This window comes from Mycetocola tolaasinivorans (assembly GCF_003667565.1).
GTDB lineage: Bacteria > Actinomycetota > Actinomycetes > Actinomycetales > Microbacteriaceae > Mycetocola > Mycetocola tolaasinivorans.
Genome location: NZ_RCUX01000007.1, coordinates 68,509 through 91,416, shown reverse-complemented (window position 1 = coordinate 91,416; position 22,908 = coordinate 68,509). Strand labels below are relative to the sequence as shown.

The following is a 22,908-nucleotide window of genomic DNA, read 5'->3' as shown; positions in this document are numbered from 1 at the left end:
GGAATGTAGTGCGACGCGCCGAAAGAACTGCGATAGTGGAGCGTATGGGTAAGTTTTTCCTGCGTCTTATTTCCAACGCGATCGCGATCTGGCTCACCACTCTGCTCCTGAGCGGGGTTACCGTGCGCCCCTTCGCCGATGACGAGTGGTGGCAGATCGGGCTCAGCTATCTGGCGGTTGCGTTCGTCTTTGCGCTCGTCAACGGCATCCTCGGCACCATCGTGAAAATCGTCGCGATCCCGCTCTACGTGCTCACCCTCGGGTTGATTTCGTTTGTGATCAACGGCGCTCTCCTGCTCGTGGTGGCATCGGTCACCGAGTGGTTCGGATTCGGACTGCGCGTCGAAAACCTCGGCTGGGCCATTCTCGGTGCCGTGGTGATCTCGATCATCAACGCCATCATCGGCGCCATTCTGCGCCCCCAGCTCGGACGCCGCTAGACCGTGGACACCCCGGACACCGTCGCGCAGCCGTATGCGATCAACTTTGTGTGTTCGGGAAATATTTGCCGTTCCCCGATGGCCGAGGTCATCATGCGCTCCCTCGCGGAGGAGGCGGGGCTCGGTTCCTCGCTGCGCATAATTTCAACCGGCACCGGGGACTGGCACGTCGGCGAGCACGCCGATCCGCGCACCACGGCGGCGCTCGCGCGGCACGGTTTTGACGGCAGCGCCCACCGCGCCCGCAAGTTTCAGCCCGAACACTACGAGGAATTCGACCTTTTGGTGGCCCTGGATCGCAGCCATGAGCGCGTTTTGCGCGCCGGCGCGACCACCGATGAGGACGCCGACCGGGTGTCTCTCCTGCTGAGTTTTGATCCCGCGCAGGCACATTTGCGCGATGTTCCCGACCCCTACTATGCGGACGATGCGGTGTTTGACGCGGTTTTTGTCATGATTAGGAAGGCGTGCGAACAACTCTTTCGCCAAATACAACCCGCAATCCGATCAGGAGCCTCCCGATGACCTCTCTTCCGATCCAGCCCCTGAGCCCGCTCGATGGCCGCTACCAGGCCGCCGTGAGTGGTCTCGGTGAATACCTGAGCGAGGCCGGTTTGAACCGTGCCCGCGTGCAGGTTGAGGTCGAGTGGCTGATCGCCCTGACCGGCCGTGGCGCGTTTGGTACCGCCCCGCTGACCGACGACCAGACCCGCTCGCTGCGCGCCCTGTACTCCGAGTTCTCGCAGGCCGACATCGACTGGCTCGCCGAGAAGGAGGCCGTGACCCGTCACGACGTCAAGGCCGTGGAGTACCTGGTGCGTCACCGCCTGAGCGAGCTGGGCCTCGACGCCATCGCCGAGCTGACCCACTTCGCCTGCACCAGCGAGGACATCAACAACCTCTCCTACGCGCTCACCGTGTCGGCCGCCGTGCAGGAGGTCTGGCTGCCCGCGCTGCGCCGCGTGATCGACATCCTGCGCGATCTGGCCCACGAGCACCGCGATGCCGCGATGCTCTCGCACACCCACGGTCAGCCGGCGACCCCGAGCACCATGGGCCGCGAGCTCGCCGTGACCGCCTGGCGTCTGGAGCGCATCGTGACCCAGGTGCAGCAGACCGAGTACCTCGGTAAGTTCTCGGGTGCCACCGGCACCTTCTCCGCCCACGTGGTGGCCGAGCCCGAGGCCAACTGGCCGGCGCTGTCGAAGGAGTTCGTGGAGGGCCTCGGCCTCACCTGGAACCCGCTGACCACCCAGATCGAGTCGCACGACTGGCAGGCCGAGCTGTACGGCAAGGTGTCTCACGCCAACCGCGTGCTGCACAACCTCGCGACGGACATCTGGACCTACATCTCGATGGGCTACTTCACCCAGATCCCGCAGGCCGGAGCCACCGGCTCCTCGACTATGCCGCACAAGATCAACCCGATCCGCTTCGAGAACGCCGAGGCCAACCTCGAGCTTTCGAGCGCAATCCTCGACTCGCTGGCCGCGACCCTGGTGACCTCGCGCATGCAGCGCGACCTCACCGACTCGAGCGCGCAGCGCAACATCGGTGTGGGCTTCGGCCACTCGCTGCTCGCCCTCGACAACCTGGCCCGCGGCCTGCGCGAGATCTCGCTGAACCGCGAGGCGCTGCTGGCCGACCTTGACTCCAACTGGGAGATCCTGGGCGAGGCCATCCAGACCGTGATTCGCGCCGAGGTGGCCGCCGGCCGCTCCTCGATCGAGGACCCGTACGCACTCCTCAAGGAGCTCACCCGCGGCAAGCGCATTGGTCAGGCCGACCTGATCGCGTTTGTGCAGGAACTCGAAATCGGCGATGAGGCAAAGGCCCGCCTGCTCGAGCTGACCCCGGCCACCTACGTGGGTCTGTCCTCCGACCTGGTGGACTACCTGCCGTAGTCGGTCACAAAGGTACGGCCCCGGAACGCCTCGTTCCGGGGCCGTATTTTTGTGCCGTGCGCGTGTGAGCGTGCTAACTGATGCTCGCACCCTCGCGCGGCTTTGGTCGCAGCCGGGCGAAGCCTCGGGCACAGGCCGCACGGAACCTCCGCGGCGGCGACCAGGGCCCGGTCACCCAGGTCACGATGCCCGTGACGATCGCCAGGATCGCGACGGTCACGGAGATGGTGCGAATGTATTCGGTCAGGGTGGCCAGGATCTCGCGGGCGGCGGGTTCCGATCCGAGGCTTTCGCCCAGGCCCGGAACAATCGTTCCCACCCCAATACGCAGCGCGAGCACTACGAGAAGAAGGATGCCGGCCAGTGCACCGGCTGCCCAGAGCATCGCCACACGGCGTCTGGGGGCCAGCAGGACGCCCGCAACCAGCAGGAGAGCGGCAACGGGTGCCAGCCACGCTCCCACGGCCTGCAGGGCCGCGTAGGCGGGCTTGAGCTTGGCGAGCTCATCGGCCTGTACGAGCACAATGGTGCGATCCACGCTGGGAATGGCCGAGGCGAAGCTCAGGCCGCGATCCACGAGGCGTTCGCGCACCGAATCGATGATCGGCCCCAGCCGCACCCCGAGGCTGCCGTCCGGCCCCAGTGCGAGAAGCGAGTTCTCGCTGCCGGAGAGCGCCGCAACGATCTCACGGTGCGAGTTCTTGAGCACCGCGGTGATGAGGCGGTCATAGCCGGGGGAGTTGATCACGTCATCCACCGTGCGCTCGATCAGCCCGGTGATGCCCTCCACCGCGGCCCCCTGCAGCGCCCCGAGTGCGGAGGTCGCACGCGGCGGCAGGCCGAGGGATTCGACCCCCTCGAAGGCCTGAGCGGTGAGCCCCGGGATGTCGGCGGCCTCGACCACCGCAGAACTCACCTCGGCGGAAATCACCGCCCGTACCTCGGGGGTTTCCAGCAGCGGCGCGAAGGTATCCACGAAGGCGTCGGTGCTCGCGGTCTGGGTGGCCGTCCAGCTCGCCACGATCGCCACCGGAGCGACGAGCGCACCGAGCGCGAGCAGTACGCCCGCACACACCCGGCGCAGTCTCGTGCGTGCGCGGTGAGCCGTGGTGCCCTGTGTTCTGATCTGCTCGGTCATCGCTGCAAGCGTAGCGCGCGGTCGGTGCCGCGACCAGGCCCAGAAACGGCGATAGCGCAGAAACAGCGATAGCCCCGAACGAAGGTTTCGGGGCTATCGGGCGTGCAGCGCGAAGGACTAGTGGGCCTTCGGGCCCTGCCGTCCCTCGGTGTTCTGGGCGTGGATATCGCGCGCCTCAAAGTCGTCCGGCTTGATTGCGAGGGAAAACATCGCAATACCGATCAGGCCCACGATGAAGGCGACGCCGCCGAGGATGAGCCCGAGCATGGGTTCGCGCGAACCCATCAGCGCGATCAGACCGGTGAACACACCGAAGATGAGGGCGATGACCAGGAGCTCTACCGGGCGCAGGATCTCGCGCCGGGTGGGCACCCGTGCGGCTGCGGCAGCCGCTGCGGCCGCCGCGGCCACGACCGCGGGGTCGGTGCTCTCGGCATCCGCCGAGGCGAGGCCCGCGGCGATCGCGGCCGGGTCTACGGAGGCGGAGGCTGCCGAGGCGTCAGCGGTGGGGGTGACTTCGGGTTCCTGATCGGCTGCGGAGGTCATGATCTATTCGCCTTTCGAGACGGAAACTGCGGGGACCGATTTCTCGGTCGGGGCCCACTTCAGCGAGAGGGCGGCGATGGCCTGGTAGGCCGCAACGATGGCGGCGTAGGCGCCGAAGAGGCCGACGGTCATGATGGAGGCGTTCAGCACGCCCGGGGGCACCTTGCCGTCGCCACCGAAGTTGTGCACGAACTCGGGGCGCACGAGCAGCACGGCGATCGCGAGCAGCAGGGTAAACCCGCCCACGGCGATCCAGTCCCGCGCATTGCCCAGCCGGCCACGCGCACGCAGGCCGCCCACGAGCTCCAGCACACCGGTGATGAGGGCCCAGCCGCCAACCAGGGCGAGCAGGCCCACGAGGTGCGCGCTCGGGATGGCGAGCAGCACGATGAGCGCGAGGATACCGGCGATCACGCCGATCGCGCCCTGTGCGCGAGTGGCCCCGCGGCCGAAGCGGGCGGGAACGTTGCGGGCACCCCAGACGAGCTGGATCGCACCCTCGATCAGCGCGTACGCGGCGAAGGCCGTGAGGCCGAGGCTGGGGGAGTGGTCGCTGGAAAAGGTGATCACGAGCGCCACCACGGCCGCGATAACCGCCCGGGAAAGCGGCACCAGCCAGCTTCCGGAAGGCAGAGCGGGCGGGGTTTCACGGGGGTGAATGGCTGCGGGCGTGGCCACGAATTATCCTCTTTTCCAGGATGAACACAATCCCACCCAGTCTACGCCAGCCGGAAGAGACACACGGCGCCCGAAGCGGAGGCTCCGGACGCCGTGTGTAGGGTGTTCTCGCTAGCGCAGGCTAAAGGTTCCCACCCGCTGGGTTTTCGCGCTCACGTTGCCCGAACCCGCGTACGCGACGGTGACCGTGTAGCTCCCGGTGGCGGCGAGAGACGGTGTGGTGATCTGGGCCTTCCCCGCGCTGAGGTTCGCGGTGACGGTGACCGGCTTCGAACCGTTCCGCGCAAACGTCACGGTGACCTTTCCGGTGGCGGGCGTCTTCCCCGCGGTCACTGAGACGGGAATGACGGGGCGTGCCTTCGGCTTGATCGTGGCGGGTACCGTTCCCGTGACCGTCGCGGTGGCCTTCGCCACGACGATCGAGGCGTTGGTGCTCACGCCGTCCACCTCGGCCGTGCCGGCGTAGGCAAAGCGCAGCGCACGGGTGCCCACGCCGAGCGCGCTGACGGGCACGCTCAGCGTGGCCTTTCCGCCGGAGAGGGTCGCCTTGGCCACCTCCGCCGTGCCCGAATAGGCGCGTACCGTACCGGTGGCATCCGCCTTCGCCCCCGCAGCACGAGCCACCTGTACCGGCACCGCGACCGGCGAACCATACGTCGCCTTCGCCGGAGCCTTCACGGTGATTGCCCCGGATTTGGCCTTGGGCACGGTCAGGATCGCGGTCGCCGAGGTGACCGAACCGACGGCGTTGAAGATGATCACCCGATACTCGCGCTTGTTATCCGCGGCCACGCTCTTCGGCGTCACGGTGAGGGTCGGCGCTGTGGCGTAGGCCACATCGCTCCAGCCGCCAGAGCCCGAGCTGCCCGCCGCGCGCTGCTGCCAACGGTAACTCAGTGACGGGCCCGAGGCGGTGACGCTCAGCGTGGCGCGAGCCCCCACCGCGGCGCTCACGGCCTTCGGCTGCGCGGTAATGGCCGGTTTGGTCTCACTGAGCTGCCCCGTGTCCGTCCAGGCACCCGCCTTCACGGTGATCTTTCGTTCCAGAACCACGCTGGTCACCTCGCGGATCCGCCGTTCGATGCGCAGCGTGTAATCGCCGGGTCGTAGGCCGGGTAGGGTCCAGCTCGCATCCTTGACCCTCGGGCTCCAGGTGGAGTAGGTGCGACCAGAGCCGTCAACCGCTACGGCCGAGATGCGATAGCTATCCTCCACGCTGCCGGACCCGCTGATGCTGCCGCGCGCCGCACCCACGGCACCCAGCACGATGTTCACGCCGGTGATCGGAGTTGTATCCGCGGGCCAGAGTGCGGTGGCTCCGGTATAGCCGTCGTTTCCTCCGTTGCCGCCGTACCAGCGCGACTCACGCAACGGGTTCTCCGACCTCACGAATACCTGATACTGGGTAGTGACCCGCAGCCCGGTGAACGAATAGCGCCCGTCCGGGCCTGTGTAGGCGGCGAACTCCGTGGTGTATCCGCCCCACTCCTGGTACACGTGCAGCTCCACCTGGGCACCCGAGACTGCCGCACCACCGGCATCGGTCACCCGGCCGGATATTGAGGTGCGAGTCGAATTGTTAATGTTTACGGGCTGGTAACTGCCCTCGGTCACCGTAAATATCCGTGCGTTCGCGGCGGTAGTATTGCCCGGAACGTAGCGTGGTTCACCGTCGCGATCTCGGATCTTTACTCGTGACCCCGCGAGCACGGTGCCGGAAACGTACTTGCCGTCCATGTATGCGCGGTCGACGATCGCACCCGTATCGGCATCGACAAACTCCAGCGCACCATTCCCGCTATCGATGATGAACCCGCCGAACCGCAGGACGAGGTTGAGCGAGACCGTCTTTCCCGCCACGACCGTGACGGTGCGCGGGTTGCCATCTGTTGCTGGTACCGGCTGAAGCCGCCCCGTTGGTCCGGAGAAATACACGTTGTATTTGCCCGGCACGAGCCCCTCCGCCAGGAACGAGGTGCCGTAGTTTGCGGTGTCCCAGTTGTTATCACGCTCGGGTTCAACGCCGACCGGGATGAGGTGGGTACGAACCAGCCCGCCGGTCCCGCGGACACTCACCGTGCCCGAGACGCTGCCCGTAGCGAGCATCTTGATGTCAATTCCCGTGCGATGTGTGGGGGCACCGCTCGCGATGACAATCTTGGTGGCGTCCTTTTCGAACGCGGCCCCGCTGTACCACTGCGGGCGAGATAACCATGCGCCCTGGGTGTATGGCGCTCGCACGCTCACGGTCCACGCTCCGGCACTCAGCCCGGCGAGCATAAACGCCCCCGTACTTCCGGTGGTTTGCGCCGTGGAACTTGCTCCGTTCGGTCCGCTGGCGGAGACCTCTGCTCCGGCGACGGGTTTCCCGGAGCTATCAAGTACTCGACCGCTCAGGGTGCTGCCTCTGGTCGCGAGCGTGGCGTTCAGCGCCAGCTGGGGTTTCCCGGCCACAACGGTGACCAGCGTTGCCGACGCGGAGGTCTTTGCGTTTTTCCACCACTGCGGTTCGAAATCACGATCTCCCCGTGAGAACGCTACGCGGTACTTGCCGGCGGGTACCGTCGCACGCCAGGTCACTGTCGTCGCGTTGACGCGGCTCTGGGTGGTCCGCCAGGAATTGGTGCCGGCAGCATTTTCAACGCCGAGCTCGAATATCTCACCGATGCTGAATCCCGGGGGCAGCGTCATGGTGCCGCCGATTTCGACCCCGCGCTTCGCCTGAATCTTGCCCAGGGCAACGGTTGCACCCGCGCGCACCTCAACAGCATCTTCATAGTTCGCCGAGGTATAGAACGGGGCGGGCGGCTCGTAATTTACCGCGTATAGCCCCGCGCTCACGCGTGCGCTGAACTTACCCTGCGCATCCGTGCGCCAGTGGGTAGTCTCCCCAGACTCAAACGCCCAGTGGTTCACGAGCGTAAACGGCGAGTTCGCAAAGGGTACGTCCCCCAGCATGATCTGCCCGCTCAGCGTCGCCCACTTCCCCGCGGGAACCTCACTCCCCGGGGCAGCGGCCGCCCCCACGGCGGCACGCGGCTGGCCGGGCAGGACGAGCTTGGGATCCGAAGGCTCCGAGGGCTCCGAGGTCACGGTCGGCTCCAGGGTCACGGCTGGATCGGCCGTGTTCTCTGACTGCGGCGCAATCAGCGCGGTGGGTTCGGGCAGGGGCTGCGCCGAAACCGGGGTTGCGAGCAGGGCAACGATGACGGCGGCGGAAACTCCGCCCAGGGTGAGGGAGCGTAAACGTGGGCCCATGGCGGTTCCTTTGAGCGGATGAACATCGAGATGACGCATCCGCAGAAAAACCCCGAAACCACTGGGTCACGCCCCTCGGTTCACGGCACCCGCTTCCATCGCCAAGCGCAGAGTAGCAGCGCGCAATGATGGCGAAGTAGCCCCCGAATCGGGGGAAAAATACCGCGAAAAACCGAGGCGACGCCCCTGCTAGGAACCCGGTGCCAGGTCCGCGAAGCGGGAGAAGTGGCCGTGGAAGGCCACGGCGACATCTCGGGTTGGTCCGTTACGGTGCTTGGCCACGATGAGGTCGGCCTCCCCACCACGGGGGCTGTCGCGGTCATACGCGCTCTCACGGTGCAGCAGGATGACCATGTCGGCGTCCTGCTCGAGCGATCCGGACTCACGGAGGTCGGAGATGGCGGGCTTCTTATCGGCACGCTGCTCGGGCCCACGGTTCAGCTGCGACAGCGCAATGACCGGGACCTGGAGTTCCTTAGCCATCAGCTTGAGCGATCGCGAGAACTCGGAGACCTCCTGCTGACGGCTCTCGACGCGCTTGCCCGAGGTCATCAGCTGCAGGTAGTCGATCACAACGAGCTTGAGGCCCACCTTCTGCTTGAGTCGGCGGCACTTGGCACGGATCTCAACGAGGGTCATGTTGGGGCTGTCGTCGATGTAGAGCGGGGCGTCGTTGATCTTGCCGCGCGTGGAGGCGATCTTGGTCCAGTCGCGCTGATCAACGGTGCCCTTACGCATGTTCTGCAGGGGAACCGAGGCCTCGGCGGCCATGAGACGCATGGCGATCTCGGCGCGGCCCATTTCCAGGGAGAAGAAGATCGCGGGCATGTTGTGGCCAATGGCCGCGGCGCGCGCGAAGTCGAGTGCGAGGGTGGACTTACCGAGCGCGGGTCGCGCGGCAACCAGGATCAGCTGGCCCGGGTGGAACCCGTTGGTGAGTTCGTCCATTTCGACAAAACCGGTGGGCACACCGGTCATCTGGCCGTCCTTGCCCTCCGCGGCCTCCATCTCGTCGATGGCCGCACCCAGGGCATCCGCCAGGGGCACGTAGTCTTCGGTGTCGACGTTGCCGTTCACCGCATAGATTTCGGCCTGGGCGTTATTGACGAGATCAAGCGCCTCGCCCTCGCCCTGATAGCCCATCTGGACGATGCGGGTGCCGGCCTCGACCAGGCGGCGCAGCAGCGCGCGCTCGGCCACGATGCTCGCGTAGTAGCCGGCGTTGGCCGCGGTGGGCACGAGGCTGGTGAGGGAGTGCAGGTAGTCGGCGCCGCCGGCGCGGGAGAGCTCGCCCTGCTTGATGAGTTCATCGGTGACCGCGATCACGTCGGTGGGCTCGCCGTGCGAGTACAGGGAGAGAACGGCGTCGTAGATAATCTCGTGCTTGGGCACGTAGAAGTCGGTACCGCGGACGGTCTCGACCACGTCGGCGACGGCGTCCTTTGACAGGAGCATGCCGCCGAGGGCCGACTGCTCGGCGAGCAGATCGTGCGGCGGGGTTCGTTCCGCACGCGAGCCCTCGCCCAGCCCGGGGTCTGAGAGGCCTAGATCCGCAATTGACACCGAAAAACTCCTTTTATGCCGCGCGCGTTGCCCGAGGAGATCATCTTCGGTTTGCGCAGTCGCAGTTCACCATGAACCACTGACACCTTCCCTCGACGTAACCGCAGATAGTGGCCCGCGAGAGGGATCCTCGACCACGCTACGGGAGCACCCCCAGAATGCACAAATGCACCTGTGGATAACTCTGTGGAAAATCTGCGGGAAACTCGCTCACGCGTGTGCACAACCTGTGTGAACACCTGTGGACAACATGAAAAGTTTGGACAATAAATGCCCTCTCACCTGGGTTTTAATTCTTCCACAAGGCTGTGGGGAAAAACTCTTTATAGTGGTGGATGAACGTTGCCGTCATCCACACCGACTGTGCACAAAACGGCCCCGGATCAAAGATCCGGGGCCGTGAATGTGTGGGGTCTCCCGGAGCGAGTCCGGGAGAACAACCTACTTGGCGGCTACCACCTGAAGGGTGATGGTCGCGCTAACCTCGTCGTGCAGACGAACGATAACCTTGTGGTCACCGGTTGCCTTGATCGGGTTGGGGATCTCGACCTTACGCTTGTCGATCTCGCCAACGCCCGCAGCCGAAACGGCAGCGGCGATGTCGGTGGTCTTCACCGAACCGAACAGGCGGCCTTCGCGGCCGGCCTTAACGGTCAGCTTGACCTTGCCCTGCTCCAGGTTTGCCTTGAGCGCCTGAGCGTCCTCGAGGGTGTGCAGCGCACGAGCGGCGCGAGCCGCCTTGATCTGCTCAACCTGCTTCTCGCCACCGCGAGTCCAGACAACAGCAAAGCCCTTGGGCACGAGGTAGTTACGGGCGTAGCCGTTCTTTACCTCGATAACGTCCCCGGGGGCACCGAGACCGGTGACCTCGTGGGTCAGAATTACCTTCGACATTTGCTTACTCCTTAGCGGCCGGAGCCGGCGTAGGGGAGAAGCGCCATCTCACGTGCGTTCTTGACGGCACGGGCGATGAGACGCTGCTCCTGGACGGAAACACCGGTGATGCGACGGGCGCGGATCTTTCCACGCTCGGAGATGAACTTGCGCAGGGTTGCGACATCCTTGTAGTCGATGACGCCGACGCGGATTGCCTTCGCGGGAGCGACGACCTTTGCGCCCTTACCGCGGGCAGGCTTGCGGCCAGGGCCGCCAGACTTTCCAGCCATAATCTTTTCCTTTGTGTGCTACCTCGAGCCGGGGCTCGAAGAAAATTTCTTAGAAGGGAGTGTCGTCCCCGAAGGTGCCGGGAGTGTTCCAGGCATCTGCTCCAGAGGACGCGTTGTTCGACGGCGCGTTGTTGTACGACGGTGCGGCGCTTGCCCACGGCTCATCCGACACGGCACCCTGCGGGGAGCGAGCTCCACCGCCGGAGGACTGTGCACGGCTGACCTGAGCGGTTGCGTACCGCAGCGACGGACCGATCTCGTCAACCTCAAGCTCGATCGCGGTGCGCTTTTCGCCTTCCTTCGTCTCGTAGGAACGCTGCTTCAGGCGACCGGTCGCGATGACACGGCTTCCCTTGCTCAGCGATCCGGCGACGTGCTCGGCAAATTCGCGCCAGACGGACGCGCGGAGGAACAGCGCTTCGCCGTCCTTCCACTCGTTCGACTGCCGGTCAAAGTTACGCGGAGTCGATGCGATCGTGAAGTTGGCGACCGCCAGACCGGACTGCGTGTAGCGCAGCTCCGGGTCCGAGGTGAGGTTTCCCACCACGGTGATGATCGTTTCGCCAGCCATCGAAACTACTCGGCCTTCGCCTCGGCCGACTGGGCCTTAGCAGCAACACGTGCGGCCTTGGCGCTTGCGCGCTCGGCCTCCACGGCAACCTGAGCGATAGCTTCCTCGGCACGCAGCACCTTGGTGCGCATGACGGCCTCGGACAGCTTGAGCTGACGGTCCAGCTCAGCGGTCGCGGCAGCGGTCGCGGTGAAGTCGACGACGGCGTAGATGCCCTCGGCCTTCTTGTTGATCTCGTACGCCAGACGACGACGGCCCCAGATGTCAACCTTTTCGATGGTTCCACCATCGTTGCGGATGACGTTCAGGAACTTGTCGAGGCTCGGTGCAACCGTGCGCTCGTCAATCTCCGGGTCGAGAATAACCATGAGTTCATACTGATGCGTCACTAACCCACCTCCTTCGGACTCGAACGGCCACAGTATTTCTGTGACAGGAGGGTTCTGCATCGTTGTGCGGAGACCCTCGGAGTCGAGGTTCAAACACACAACCTCCTCAGCATACTTGATTTTTCCCTCGCGTGTCGCCTCTGTGGACTACTCACCCCCGCCCCCAAGGTTGGGACGGGGGTGAGGGAACCGCGCGAACGCTAGCCGTTCATCGCCACGTTTCCGGCGGCCTGCGCCTTCTTCAGGCCGTCACGGACATCCAGGGTTCCGGCGAAGATCTCCTTGAAGATGGGTGCGTACGCCTCCTGCCCGGCAACAAACTTTCCACCGTGGAACGGCGGAATCGTCTTTCCGTCCTTCACCACGTCGAAGAAGGGGTCGACGTTGGTCTTCTTACCCTTCCAATAGTCGAAGAAGGTCTTCTGTGCATCGGTCACTGCGGGCACGTGAGTGCCCTGACGGCCGATGAAGTCGGCCCCCTCGGTTGAGCCCATCCAGGCCAGCAGCTTCTTGATCGCGGGCTGCTTCTCCTTGGCAGCGGCGGCGTTCCCGGCCACGGCGATGCCGTTGGTCACCGAGACACGGCCCTCGGGGCCCTCGGGCAGCATGGCCACGCCCCAGGAGAACCCGGCCTTCTCGGACACCGTCTTCAGGTTGTAGATACCGGACTGGAAGGTCGCGAGCTTGCCCTCGACGAACTGATCGCGCACCACGTCGCTGTTCTCGTTCGTTTCGGCGGCGGGCGGAGCCACCTTGGAGGTGTTGATGGCGTCAACGACGTACTTGATGGCCTCGGCGGATTCGGTGTTTGCGAACGCGAAGTTATCACCGTCCTGGAACACCCCGCCGTTGGAGCCGATAAACGGCAGGATCACGGCCTGACCGTCGTTGTTCAGGCTCGTTCCGTAGGTGACCGGCGTGCCGTCGAACCCCTCGGCGTCGACCGCGACGCCCGCGGCGTCACGGGTCAGGGCCTTGGCCGTCTTGAGGTAGGTGTCCTTCTCGGCGTCCGGGTTCCAGGTCAGGTCGTTCAGCGTCTTGGGCTCGACACCGGCCGCGCTCAGGAGATCGGCGTTGTAGTAGACCGCGATGCCGGCATCGTAGAGCTGGGGAACGCCCCAGAGCTTGCCCGAGCGGGTGTACTGCTCCACCACGCTGGGCTCCCAGGCGTTCTTCGCGGTATCGCCGAGGGTCGCGCCGATGTCGACGAGGTTTCCGCTGTCGACATAGGCCGGGTAGCTCGAGGCGTTGACCCAGAACAGGTCGTCGGCGGACTTTGCGGCAACGTCCTTGCGCAGGGCCGACCAGTACTCCGACCAGGGAACGGTGTTCACCGAGACGGTGATGTCCGAGTTCTGCTTCTCGAACGCGGCGAAGGACTCCTTATAGGATGCCGCGACGGCCTCATCCCACACGCGAACGGTGAGCTCGGTCGTGCCCGAGGCGGGGCTGTCGCTGGCGGCTCCACCATCGGTTCCGGAACACGCGGACAGGAGCAGCGTGGCCGCGCCGAGGAGTGCCACGGCGGAGAGCTTTTTACGGATCATGGAGGTTTACGTCCTTCGTTCGTTCCAGGTGCGCTGCGGGGCACGGGTTTCACCGGCTCTGCCCGCAAACAAGGCGATAAAAAAGATGGTGACGATCACCTGACATCGTCACCATGGTCACGAAAAACGTAACGGATTCGTTAACTATTTCATCGATTGCGCCCTGATCACAAGGCAGCCTGCCACGCGAAGGACCAATATTCGGCCCGAACGCACACGGATTCTCCGTGCAATTACGGGAAAAAACCCGTCGAATTTGTGCGTCGAAAATTGGTGCCGTGACGGGTGCCCCTACCGGGACAAAGCGACAACCGGTGGCGCCATATGCGCGAGGCCTACCGCGCTACGAACGCTGCCCCCACCATTCCACCAGGCGTGCGGAGGCCTCCTCGGGGCCGAGCGGGCCCTCATCGAGACGCAGTTCCATCAGCCAGCGGTAGGCCTCGCCCACCTCGCGGCCGGGTGCGATTCCGAGTAGCTTCTGAATCTCGTTTCCGTCGAGATCCGGGCGCACGGCGTCAAGCTCCTCCTGCGCGGCAAGCTCCTCGATGCGGTGCTCGAGGTCGTCATAGGCAAACGCGAGGCGATCGGCCTTGCGGCGGTTGCGGGTGGTGACATCGGCGCGGGTGAGCATGTGCAGGCGTTCCAGGAGGTCGCCCGCATCGCGCACGTATCGACGCACGGCGGAGTCCGCCCACGCGGCCTCCGTGTAACCGAAGAACCGCATGTGCAGCTCGACCAGTCTTGCGACGGCCTTGATCGTGGCGGTGTCGTAGCGCAGGGCACCCAGACGCTTCTTCGCGAGCTTGGAGCCAATCAAATCGTGGTGGTAGAACGTCACGGTGTTGCCCGGGCCGAGCTTGCGCGTGGCCGGCTTGCCGATATCGTGCAGCAGGGCGGCCCAGCGCAGCACGAGGTCGGGTTCGGCACCGGGGTGGCGTTCCTTTTCATAGCTGATGGCCTGCTCAAGCACGGTGAGGGAGTGCTGGTAGACGTCCTTGTGGTGGTGATGCTCGTCGGCCTCCAGGCGCAGTGCCGGGAGCTCGGGCAGCACGATATCGGCGAGACCGCTGTCTACCAGGAGCTCGATGCCCGGGCGCGGGTGGTCGGTCAGCAGCAACTTGCTGAGCTCGGCCTGGATGCGCTCGGCCGAGACGTGGGTGATCGACTCGGTCATCGCGGCGATGGCATCGCGCGAGGCGTCATCGACGTGGAAGCCCAGCTGGGCCTGGAAGCGGGCGGCCCGCATCATGCGCAGCGGGTCGTCGCCGAAGCTCACCTCGGGTTCGATCGGGGTGCGCAGGGTGGCTGCGATGAGGTCGTCCACCCCGCCGGTGGGGTCTTCCAGGGTGGCCTGGGGCAGGCGCAGCGCCATCGCGTTGACGGTGAAGTCACGGCGGCTGAGGTCACCGGAGAGGGTATCGCCAAACGCGACCACGGGCTTGCGGGTCACGCCGTCGTAGGTGTCGGCACGATAGGTGGTGATCTCGACGGTTTCGCCGTGAATGCGCGCACCGATGGTGCCGAACTCGCGGCCGATATCCCACTGCGCGTCGGAGATGGGGGTGACCACGCGCAGGATGTCGTCCGGGCGGGCATTCGTGGTGAAGTCGAAGTCGTTAACCGGGCGACCGAGCATCGCGTCGCGTACCGGACCGCCCACCAGCGCCAGCTCATACCCCGCATCCGCAAACGCGTTCGACAGGGTCGACACGATCGGGGAGGCGGCGAGTTCTTCGAGCCGTACCAGGGCTTCAGCCATTCTCACCATGGAACCGATTCTACAAGGCGGGCGGCGACGCACCCGCGCGACGTCGCTCAGGCGGACACCGCGGACGAACCTCCGTTACACGGCAGATGCGCACGGGCGAGCACGGGCCGTTGCGCCCGATCGCCCCTCGGCCCGTTAGCGCCGACCGCGCTTCTTACTCGCGGGCTTGCGCGGCTGACGCGGGCGGAACGGCGCGGGCTTCTTGCTCGGCTGCTGCGCCGGACCCTTCTTCTTGGCGGGGGCCTCGGGCTCGGCTTCGGCGCGGCCACGCGAGCTGTTTGCGGTGCGACCACGCACGATCCCGATGAAGTCTTCAACGCGCTCTGCGCGCACCGCGTCGTCCTCGTCGATGCGCCAAGCGATGCCGATCTCGGTGGGTTCGACGCCGGTCACCCGGCGGTGCTTGACGTCCTTGCGGTCGTGCAGGCGAGCCAGCGACTGCGGAACGATGACGAACCCGATGCCCGCGGCGACGAGTTCGATGGCGTCGACGACCCGGTCGGGGGCGGGGAGGTCGGGGCGGGTACCCTCGATCATTTCGGTGCCGATCTCGGACCAGCCGGGAACGTCACGGGGGTCCTGAATCAGGTGCAGGCCGGCCAGATCGGCGAGGGCGATCTCATCGGCCTCGAGGAGCTCGTGGCCCTTGGGCAGCACCACCATCGGGGTTTCCTCGTACAGCTTGATGAGGTGCAGGTCATCGCCACGATCGAAGGGGAGCCGCACGAAGCTGACATCCGCGGTGTGGTCGGTCAGCACGCGGCGTTGAACGTCCCGCTCGCCCATGGTGAAGGAGGTGCGGATGCGCGGGTTGCGTTCGGTCCACGCGGTGCCCCACTTACCCAGCGAGACGCCGGAGACATAGGCAATCCGGAAATCGGCCGGATCGGTCGATTCCGATTCCGGTACCGGTGACGGGTTCTGGTGCTCGGTCACGGTGCCTCCCTGGGTCTGTGCGCCCCACAAAACGGCGAGGTGCCACATCCAGACTACGGCAGGGATCGCGGGAAAGATTTCGGGAAGGCCGCAATCCCGGTTACCCTGGGAGCATGAGCGAGCAGAACATGAAACCCGCGACCGCGGCAAAGAAGCTCGGAATCTACCTCCCGGCCACGCCGGAGGAGTTCCAAGCCGAGCCGATCACCCGCGAGGCCTTCCTCGCACTCCAGCAGACCCCGCCCGAGTGGCTGGTTGAGCTGCGTCTGAACGGACCGCACCCTCGCACCGAGGTGGCACGGAAGCTGGGCATCTCGGTGTCCGGTCTGGCCCGTGCCGAGCAGGCCGACAACGCGTTCACCACCGCCGAGATCAAGGAACTGCTGACCAACCCGCCCACCTGGCTGGTCACCGAGCGTGCCACCCAGGCCGAGGTGCGCGCCGTCAACCAGCGCACCAACGAGCGCAACGAGGGTCGTCGTATTCTCGCCGAGGAGCGCGCGGCTAACGAGCAGAAGTAGCCCAAATAGCACAGAGCGGCGCCCAGGATCCTTCAGGATCCTGGGCGCCGCTCTGTGTGTTCCGAGTGGGTGAGCGGTCTAGGCGGCGGGCTCCATCGTCAGGACGTTGGATTCAGCGGGGATGAGGTCGGGGACGGCCTCCATGATGCGTTCGGCACGACGACCGGGACGCACCATCGATGTATGGCTCGGTTCGACAAATCCGAACTTGCTATACAGGCCGTGTGCGCTGGAGGTAAACAGGGTCCAGCGGAAGTCGCGGCCGGGGCCATTTTCAATCATTTCCTCGACGAGCAGTCGGCCCAGATTATGGCCGCGATGTTCGGGAAGAACGTAGACATCGGCAAGGTAGGCATCGTTGACGCCATCGGAGACGGCACGGGCAAAACCAATCTGGTTGCCGTGCTCGGTATACACACCCACCACGCGCCATGCGCCGCGAATCTGCGCCTCGACGTCCTCGCGGGTACGCCACCGGTGCCAGGGTGCCTGGGTAGACAAAAACTCCCAAATCGCGCCGAGGTCCAGGCGCGACGGATCGGAATCAAACTCGTAGTTCACGATTTATTTTCACACCCCGACGGTGACGCTCTGGTGAATGTCACATGAACGTTCCCGAGGGCGTGTTTTGACCCTCCCGTGACACCCTTGAAATCCCCGGCGTGGCGGGGTTTTCGGGGGTGTTTCCGGGCCTTAAAAATTCGTCTTTTGAAGTTTATGCATCACGGCGTGGCGGTCCTCACGAGAGGTCGTCCGCGAGCCCCTCATCCGAGCGAGGCACCGCCTCTCCACTAGCGCCTGTTCTACGCCTACTGTCACCGTCACCCGCACAAACGAAAAACTATCGGTGGACCCGGAACCAGCGTTCCACAGTTCCCGGTTTCAGTTGCCCTAGGCTGTTCTCCCGGAGGGTAGGAACGACATCATTGCAAGGGGGGCAACCGAGGTGAATTCGAATCCAGCAGGCACCGGGCGAGAGGCAAGGGGCGCAACGCGGCGACTTGCGTTCCAGGACCGCGCGGATCAGCGCGCGGGGGAGGCTCTTGCCGACGCGATTGATGGCTGGAGTGAGTGGGTCTATCGACGGGTTGATAGCGTCCATCCCCTCGTCGGGTCGCGGGGGCGGCTCAAACACTCGATGGATTGCGACCCCTTGATCGACCCGCGTCTTGCGTATGACAGGGTTGAACGAAGGGTTCGAAGCATCACGAGCGTGCGTGGTCTCATGATGGTTCCGTTGGCTTTTATCGTGAAGGGCCCGATGCGGCATCTGGATGCCTTCGATTCGGATGGGCGTTCTCTCCCTCTGATGGGCTCTCGTGAAACATCAACGCTGATCATCCAGGCTGTCCTCCATGTCCTGCACAGGTCAGGGGTGAAAGACTCACGCGCTCTTCGCACGGCTGTAGAGGAACTCGTTGCCAACGAGGGGACGACCAATCTGGAAAAAACCCGGAACCTCATCGTGTCGGGTAAATGGGGGGAAACCGAGATCTGGGACAGAGGTCTCCCACTCGAAGACAGCGTGCAGCGATTTCTGCAGAACCTCTCCACCGATTTCGTACTGATCGCTCTGATTCCGGCGGAACTCGCCGGGAGACGTCAGGTTCTGAAGTTCTCGTATCACTGGGTAATCCCACCGCGAAAATGGGCCACCTTCATCATGGACATCGGTGTGGCAGTAGGACTCGCAAACCTCAAGGTGGGGCTGCCGATGCACATGCCCGCTGGCACTCGGTCGTATCACCTTGAATTCCAAACGCCCCCGGAATTGGATATTAGAGCGCTCAGCCTCCCCGCAGATCCGGCAATCAACAACGCAACAACCTCCGTTGATTCAAGCGGAATCCCCGTCGCACACGTCCATCACAGCTACACACGGGTGCCCGCCGGAGACGCCCACGCTCAGCTGCGGGTTCCCATGCGAGGGCTGTGGACGTCTGCCGTCCTCGCCGCACTCCTCACGACAACGGTTTTCATACTCGCGCTCAACGTGGACGGAGCGATATCCAAGTTGACCGATGAAGGGGGTAACGCCGCGGCACTTTTTCTGGCGGCACCAGCGGTGTTTATTGGCTTCCTGGTTGCCCGCACCGAGCACACCTTTTCTTCCCGCGTACTCAACCCTCTCCGCGCGATGTTGATCGTCTGTGCTCTCCTGCTGTTCGCGATGGCCGGCAGCATCGTCATCGGGCAACAGCGGTTGGACCTCCCCAGTCTGTGGTGCGCGGGGGCGTGGATCTCCGGTGTGATAGCGGGGGCACTCGTCAGCATCAGGGCAATCACCCGTGTGCGTTACTCGCGATGGTTTACCTCCATTCCCACCCGCTACGGGAGGTGGCACCTCGCGCGACGGGCACGGAAATCCTCACGGAAAACCGTCTCATAGCCTAGGCTGAGGTGGTATGGTCGCAACACCAAAACGGAGGTGAAAGATGTCAGGCAGAAAGCACCCGAAAGAACCACGCTCATCGTTTTTCGTTGTTAACGGCGGCACGATATCGTCTCTCGCAGGCGGAAAAGCCACGACGGTCGTAACGCCATCAAAGCCCTCAGAGACGAAGACGTCCGTCATGCGCAGCACGACTTCGCGAATCGGTAAGAGCCGTTACGCGTAACGCCCCACGTATGAGGCACAGCGTCGCTCCCCGTCGTTCACGACGGGGAGCGACGGGCGTTTAACCCATCCTGGCGCACGACCACTCGGGGTGTTTGCCAGGTGACGATGTCGACGTTGCTGCTACGCCCCCGCGAAGAACGCGCTGATCGCGCCGGAGAGCGCGATCGGGTCGTTGACGTGGCAGAGCTCGCGGGCGGAGTGCATCGAGAGCAGGGGCACACCCACGTCCACCGTGCGGATGCCGAGGCGGGTTGCGGTGAGGGGGCCGATGGTCGAGCCGCAGGGCACGGTGTTGTTGGAGACGAACTCCTGGTACTGCACCCCGGCCGCCTCGCAGGCGCGGGCGAACAGGGCGGCCCCGTGGGCGTCGGTCGCGTAGCGCTGGTTGGCGTTGATCTTCAGCAGCGGGCCGGATCCCGCGAGCGGGCGCACGTTGGGGTCGTGCATCTCGCCGTAGTTCGGGTGCACCGAGTGGCCGGCGTCGGCAGAGAGGCACCAGGAGCCCGCGTAGGCGCGGGCACGCTCGGCCGCGTCCGCACCGAGGCCGAGGGAGATGCGCTCGGTGATCTCAGCGAGCAGCGGGCCGCTCGCGCCCGAGCGGGTTTCGGAGCCGAGCTCCTCATGATCAAACGCCGCGAGCATCACGATGTGCTCGGGGTCCGCGGTGAGGGTTTCGATGGCGTGCAGGCCCGCCCACACCGAGGTGAGGTTGTCCATCCGGCCGGCGGCGAACAGCTCGCCGTTCTGGCCGAAGCGGGCGGGAGCCTGGGTGTCGGCGGTGAGGATGTCGTATCCGGCGACCTCGGCGGCGTCGACACCGGCGAGGGCGGCCAGGTGGGCCACGAGATCAGCGCTCGAGCGGTCGCCCACGCCGTAAACCGGCTGGGTCTGGCGCTGGCGGTTGAGTGCGAGGCCGTTGTTGGCCTCGCGGTCGAGGTGGATCGCGAGCTGCGGGATGCGCAGGTACGGTCCGGTGCGCACGAGGTGCTCGGTGCCGTCGCGCAGCACGAGACGGCCGGCGAGTTCGAGTTCGCGGTCGAGCCAGGAGTTCAGCAGCGGGCCACCATAAACCTCCACACCGGCCTGCAGCCAGCCGTCGGATCCGATGCTGGGCTTCGGCTTGAGCTTGAACCCGGGGGAGTCGGTGTGGGCGCCGAGGATGCGGAATCCGGTGGTCGCGGTCGCGACGGCGGGCTGCACCCAGGCGACCAGCGCGCCATCGCGAATCACGAGGTAGCGGCCGGCCGAGGTGGGCCAGGCCTCGGCCTCATCGAGGCGGGTGAACCCGGCACGCTCCAGGCGCGCGGCCCCCGCGGAAGCCGCGTGATAGGAGGAGGGGGAGTCCTGAATATAGCCGCCAAAGTCCGCGATGAGCTCGTCGATGTTCTGCATACCCTCCATCCAATCACTGATCCTCGCGGCACGGGAGCGCACACACGCTTTTCCCGCGCCGCGCGGGTTAGCCTGGGGTCTCACCCATGAAAGGTCGCCGTGCGCCTCACCACCGACTCACCCGCACCGCACCGCCGAACGCGAGCACTCGTGGCACTCATCGCCTGCATAGCGCTGGGAATCGCCGTGACGCGTCTGGGTTCCGGTGAGCTCGCCGGGTTCTGCGGTGATGCGCTCTATGCGGTGGCCGCGTATCTGGCATTCACGCTGATCTGGGTACGGCTGCGCCCGGCGCCACTGGCGATCCTCACCACGCTCGTGTGCTGGGCAATCGAGTTCCTTCAGGCCACCGGGCTGCCGCTCGAACTCGCCCGGCAGTGGATCGGCTGGCGCTACCTCCTGGGCACCACGTTCAACCCGCTGGACCTTCTCGCGTATCTGCTCGGCGCGGTGCTGATCGCCGGCCTGGACCTGGCCCTCTCCCGCAGGGGTACCCGCTAGGCGCGTGCGAGCCGCCCCGACTCTTCGTCCCCGCTCACGAGCGCCAGGACCAGCGACTCCTGCAGGTAACCCAGCCAGTCGTACAGCATGGTGAACTGATCGTTGGGGTCGCCCTCGGGAGAGGCGACGCTGATGCCCAGCCGCTCCGCCAGCACGTGACGCAGGTCGCCGAGGGAGCGCATCACACGCTCGGCACCCGCGCGATCAAGCGGCAGGATGGGAGCGTCCTGGTCTTCGGGAATGGTTTCGAGCAGGAGCGTCGCTCCCGCGATGCGCGCGTCATCGAGGTCGCCGCGGGTGAGGCGACGAAACTCCGCGGAGGCCTCGGCATCATCCGGATAGGCATCGGGGTAAAGACGCTCGGCCACCGGGTCCTCGGGGTCTTCGAGCACCTGGATGAGCTGCGCGGCGAGATCACCGAGGATCACCCGCTCGTGCTCCTCCAGGAGCAGACTGAAGCCGTGTTCGTCGAGCCGAACGGCACCAAAATCACTCACGCGCCGGCCCCCGAATCTCCGGCATTCCCTGCCCGTACCGTGGCCCAGAGACCGTAGCCGTGCAATGCCTGCACGTGCATTTCGGCGGCCTCGCGCCCCGCCTGCGCCACCACCGCGCTGCCGTCGTTGTGCACCGCGAGCATGCGCTCCTCGGCCCGCTCGGCGCTCATGCCGAAGTGGCTGCGAAAGACGAACGAGACGTAGCTCATGAGGTTCACCGGGTCATCCCACACCACGACCTCCCACGGCGTCTCGGCGAGGGCCGCGGGCGCGCGGTCAAGAAGTTGCTGGGTTCCGGTGCTCACCACTTAAGGATAGGCACCGCGGTGACCTAGGGGAAACGAATACCCGCCTGCAGCACGCTGCGCAGCTCAAACACGTCGCTCAGGCTGCCGTGGGCCATGCCGGGAATACCGGTGCGCAGGACGTGGCCGAGGAGCGAACGCTGCACGATCAGGGTGCTTGCGTGCCGTCCGCGACCGACCGCGACGATGCCGTCCTCCATCGAGTTATCCGGCACCACGATCAGCACGCCGGTGAATTTCACGCGCAGGGCCTTTGCGAATGCGCGCGCGGCGCGGGTGGTGCGGCGCACGGGGAGTTCCAGTGGGCCGATGTTTTCGCCGATGAGTTCGCCGCGCTTGAGCTGGATTCGTCCGCCCCAGTCCTCCGAGGTGATCGCGAACAGCCCGGCGGGGCCGAGGACCACGTGGTCGAGCACACCCTCGTTTCCGGCGAGCACCTCGCTCCACATCGTGAAGCCCATCCCCAGGTCGGTCACCTGGCGGGCGGTAGCCTCCTCGGCGAGCGCCTTCGCGAGCTCACGCCGGATCTCCGGGGGAGCGGTGCGCACCAGGCTCGCGTTGTACGGGTCCGGGATATCTACCCCGCGCCCCACCCACTCGCGCAGCATGGTCAGGTAGCGTTCGCGGGCACGCCCACCGGGGTGACCGTAGGTGCGTGCCTTCGGCCGGGAGTCCTGCCGCGGGGGCCGCGGGGCCGCCGACCAGGTAGCGCCGGGATCGGAGGCGGAGGCGGAGGAGGAGGCGGGGGTTCCGCGATCATAGGCCGCACGGGCAGACGCGGTTCCGAGGAGTTCCCAGGCGCGCTGAACCTCGTCGAAGGCCGCGGCGCTTCCTCCGGTGTCCGGATGGGTTTCGCGGGCGCGGCGGCGATAGGCCTTGCGCAGCTCATCCTCACTCGCGCTACCGGCCACCCCGAGGACCTCATACGGGGTCCGCTCGGCGGGGCTCTGACTCATGGTGCTCCTTGAAACAAACGGCCGGGGTCGATCCAGGGTACCCGGCCAGGCAGGAAAAGACGTAGCGGGGTGCACACCTGCACCCCACACTCCCATCTTGCGGGTTGTTCCCGGCCGTCCGCCGGGCATTCCGCCGTCGGCGTAAGGATCGCCCTCGGAACCGTCGCATTCCGACGGCCTCTGCGCGGGCTGCCCGGCTCCCGCGGTGC

General features: G+C 65.5%; 23 protein-coding genes. 6 read left to right on the top strand and 17 right to left on the bottom strand.

Going from position 1 to position 22,908, the window contains the following annotated elements:
• The first annotated feature begins 44 nt into the window (after nt 1–44).
• From D9V32_RS10250 to purB, 3 genes are read left to right on the top strand one after another with little or no spacing between them, the layout of a single operon-like run.
• A complete protein-coding gene (locus D9V32_RS10250; protein ID WP_121648814.1) occupies nt 45–440 on the top strand; it encodes a phage holin family protein in 396 nt (131 codons plus the stop codon).
• 3 nt (nt 441–443) lie between these two features.
• A complete protein-coding gene (locus D9V32_RS10245; protein ID WP_245982246.1) occupies nt 444–965 on the top strand; it encodes a low molecular weight protein-tyrosine-phosphatase in 522 nt (173 codons plus the stop codon).
• Complete coding sequence (gene purB, locus D9V32_RS10240) at nt 962–2,344, top strand: adenylosuccinate lyase (protein ID WP_121648813.1); 1,383 nt, start codon at nt 962–964, stop codon at nt 2,342–2,344. Before D9V32_RS10245 ends, purB begins: the two co-directional genes overlap by 4 nt.
• A gap of 73 nt (nt 2,345–2,417) precedes the next feature.
• On the opposite strand, the gene D9V32_RS10235 is transcribed toward purB, so the two are convergent.
• The 12 genes from D9V32_RS10235 to D9V32_RS10180 form a co-directional block, all read right to left on the bottom strand.
• A complete protein-coding gene (locus D9V32_RS10235; protein WP_147440443.1) occupies nt 2,418–3,482 on the bottom strand; it encodes a hypothetical protein in 1,065 nt (354 codons plus the stop codon).
• A 117-nt stretch (nt 3,483–3,599) separates the two neighbouring features.
• Nucleotides 3,600–4,028, bottom strand: a complete 429-nt coding sequence (locus tag D9V32_RS16235; protein WP_183086267.1) for a hypothetical protein — start codon at nt 4,026–4,028, stop codon at nt 3,600–3,602.
• 3 nt (nt 4,029–4,031) lie between these two features.
• Nucleotides 4,032–4,706, bottom strand: coding sequence for a DUF308 domain-containing protein (locus D9V32_RS10225; RefSeq protein ID WP_121648811.1), 675 nt, complete (start codon nt 4,704–4,706; stop codon nt 4,032–4,034).
• 111 nt (nt 4,707–4,817) lie between these two features.
• Nucleotides 4,818–7,964 (bottom strand): carboxypeptidase regulatory-like domain-containing protein, encoded by a 3,147-nt coding sequence (locus D9V32_RS10220; protein ID WP_183086266.1) that lies wholly within the window; start codon nt 7,962–7,964, stop codon nt 4,818–4,820.
• A 189-nt stretch (nt 7,965–8,153) separates the two neighbouring features.
• Nucleotides 8,154–9,527, bottom strand: coding sequence for a replicative DNA helicase (dnaB, locus tag D9V32_RS10215; RefSeq protein ID WP_121648809.1), 1,374 nt, complete (start codon nt 9,525–9,527; stop codon nt 8,154–8,156).
• Between the two features lie 441 nt (nt 9,528–9,968).
• Nucleotides 9,969–10,421 (bottom strand): 50S ribosomal protein L9, encoded by a 453-nt coding sequence (rplI, locus tag D9V32_RS10210; protein ID WP_121648808.1) that lies wholly within the window; start codon nt 10,419–10,421, stop codon nt 9,969–9,971.
• An 11-nt stretch (nt 10,422–10,432) separates the two neighbouring features.
• Nucleotides 10,433–10,693 (bottom strand): 30S ribosomal protein S18, encoded by a 261-nt coding sequence (rpsR, locus tag D9V32_RS10205; protein ID WP_030147616.1) that lies wholly within the window; start codon nt 10,691–10,693, stop codon nt 10,433–10,435.
• A gap of 49 nt (nt 10,694–10,742) precedes the next feature.
• Nucleotides 10,743–11,264, bottom strand: coding sequence for a single-stranded DNA-binding protein (locus D9V32_RS10200; protein WP_121648807.1), 522 nt, complete (start codon nt 11,262–11,264; stop codon nt 10,743–10,745).
• Between the two features lie 5 nt (nt 11,265–11,269).
• The gene (rpsF, locus tag D9V32_RS10195; protein WP_121648806.1) at nt 11,270–11,653 is read right to left on the bottom strand and encodes a 30S ribosomal protein S6; all 384 of its coding nucleotides are present in this window, start codon (nt 11,651–11,653) and stop codon (nt 11,270–11,272) included.
• 200 nt (nt 11,654–11,853) lie between these two features.
• Nucleotides 11,854–13,200 (bottom strand): ABC transporter substrate-binding protein, encoded by a 1,347-nt coding sequence (locus D9V32_RS10190; protein ID WP_121648805.1) that lies wholly within the window; start codon nt 13,198–13,200, stop codon nt 11,854–11,856.
• A 343-nt stretch (nt 13,201–13,543) separates the two neighbouring features.
• A complete protein-coding gene (locus tag D9V32_RS10185; RefSeq protein ID WP_121648804.1) occupies nt 13,544–14,971 on the bottom strand; it encodes a CCA tRNA nucleotidyltransferase in 1,428 nt (475 codons plus the stop codon).
• Between the two features lie 135 nt (nt 14,972–15,106).
• Complete coding sequence (locus D9V32_RS10180) at nt 15,107–15,907, bottom strand: LysR family substrate-binding domain-containing protein (protein WP_183086265.1); 801 nt, start codon at nt 15,905–15,907, stop codon at nt 15,107–15,109.
• Nucleotides 15,908–16,020: 113 nt separating this feature from the next.
• Between D9V32_RS10180 and D9V32_RS10175 the strand changes: the two genes are divergently transcribed.
• On the top strand, nt 16,021–16,428 hold the full coding sequence (locus D9V32_RS10175; protein WP_121648802.1) for a DUF5997 family protein: 408 nt from the start codon (nt 16,021–16,023) through the stop codon (nt 16,426–16,428).
• Between the two features lie 78 nt (nt 16,429–16,506).
• On the opposite strand, the gene D9V32_RS10170 is transcribed toward D9V32_RS10175, so the two are convergent.
• Nucleotides 16,507–16,989, bottom strand: a complete 483-nt coding sequence (locus D9V32_RS10170) for a GNAT family N-acetyltransferase (RefSeq protein WP_121648801.1) — start codon at nt 16,987–16,989, stop codon at nt 16,507–16,509.
• Nucleotides 16,990–17,641: 652 nt separating this feature from the next.
• Between D9V32_RS10170 and D9V32_RS10165 the strand changes: the two genes are divergently transcribed.
• Nucleotides 17,642–18,817 carry a hypothetical protein gene (locus D9V32_RS10165; protein ID WP_147440442.1) on the top strand — a complete coding sequence of 392 codons (1,176 nt, stop codon included), beginning with the start codon at nt 17,642–17,644 and terminating at the stop codon, nt 18,815–18,817.
• Nucleotides 18,818–19,168: 351 nt separating this feature from the next.
• Here D9V32_RS10165 and D9V32_RS10160 read toward each other — a convergent pair whose 3' ends face one another.
• A complete protein-coding gene (locus D9V32_RS10160; protein ID WP_121648915.1) occupies nt 19,169–20,440 on the bottom strand; it encodes a M18 family aminopeptidase in 1,272 nt (423 codons plus the stop codon).
• A gap of 99 nt (nt 20,441–20,539) precedes the next feature.
• On the opposite strand from D9V32_RS10160, the gene D9V32_RS10155 reads away from it, so the two are divergent.
• The gene (locus tag D9V32_RS10155) at nt 20,540–20,941 is read left to right on the top strand and encodes a DUF2809 domain-containing protein (protein ID WP_121648799.1); all 402 of its coding nucleotides are present in this window, start codon (nt 20,540–20,542) and stop codon (nt 20,939–20,941) included.
• Here D9V32_RS10155 and D9V32_RS10150 read toward each other — a convergent pair.
• The 3 genes from D9V32_RS10150 to D9V32_RS10140 are packed head-to-tail and all read right to left on the bottom strand — an operon-like array spanning nt 20,938 to nt 22,699.
• Entirely contained in the window at nt 20,938–21,438 is a 501-nt protein-coding gene (locus tag D9V32_RS10150; RefSeq protein ID WP_183086264.1) for a DUF2017 family protein, read from the bottom strand. The two genes, D9V32_RS10155 and D9V32_RS10150, sit on opposite strands and share 4 nt — an antisense overlap.
• Nucleotides 21,435–21,743, bottom strand: coding sequence for an ATP-dependent Clp protease adapter ClpS (gene clpS, locus D9V32_RS10145; RefSeq protein WP_245982244.1), 309 nt, complete (start codon nt 21,741–21,743; stop codon nt 21,435–21,437). The genes D9V32_RS10150 and clpS overlap by 4 nt, the downstream gene beginning before the upstream one ends.
• Nucleotides 21,744–21,769: 26 nt before the next feature.
• Nucleotides 21,770–22,699 (bottom strand): J domain-containing protein, encoded by a 930-nt coding sequence (locus tag D9V32_RS10140; protein ID WP_121648797.1) that lies wholly within the window; start codon nt 22,697–22,699, stop codon nt 21,770–21,772.
• Nucleotides 22,700–22,908: the final 209 nt, after the last annotated feature.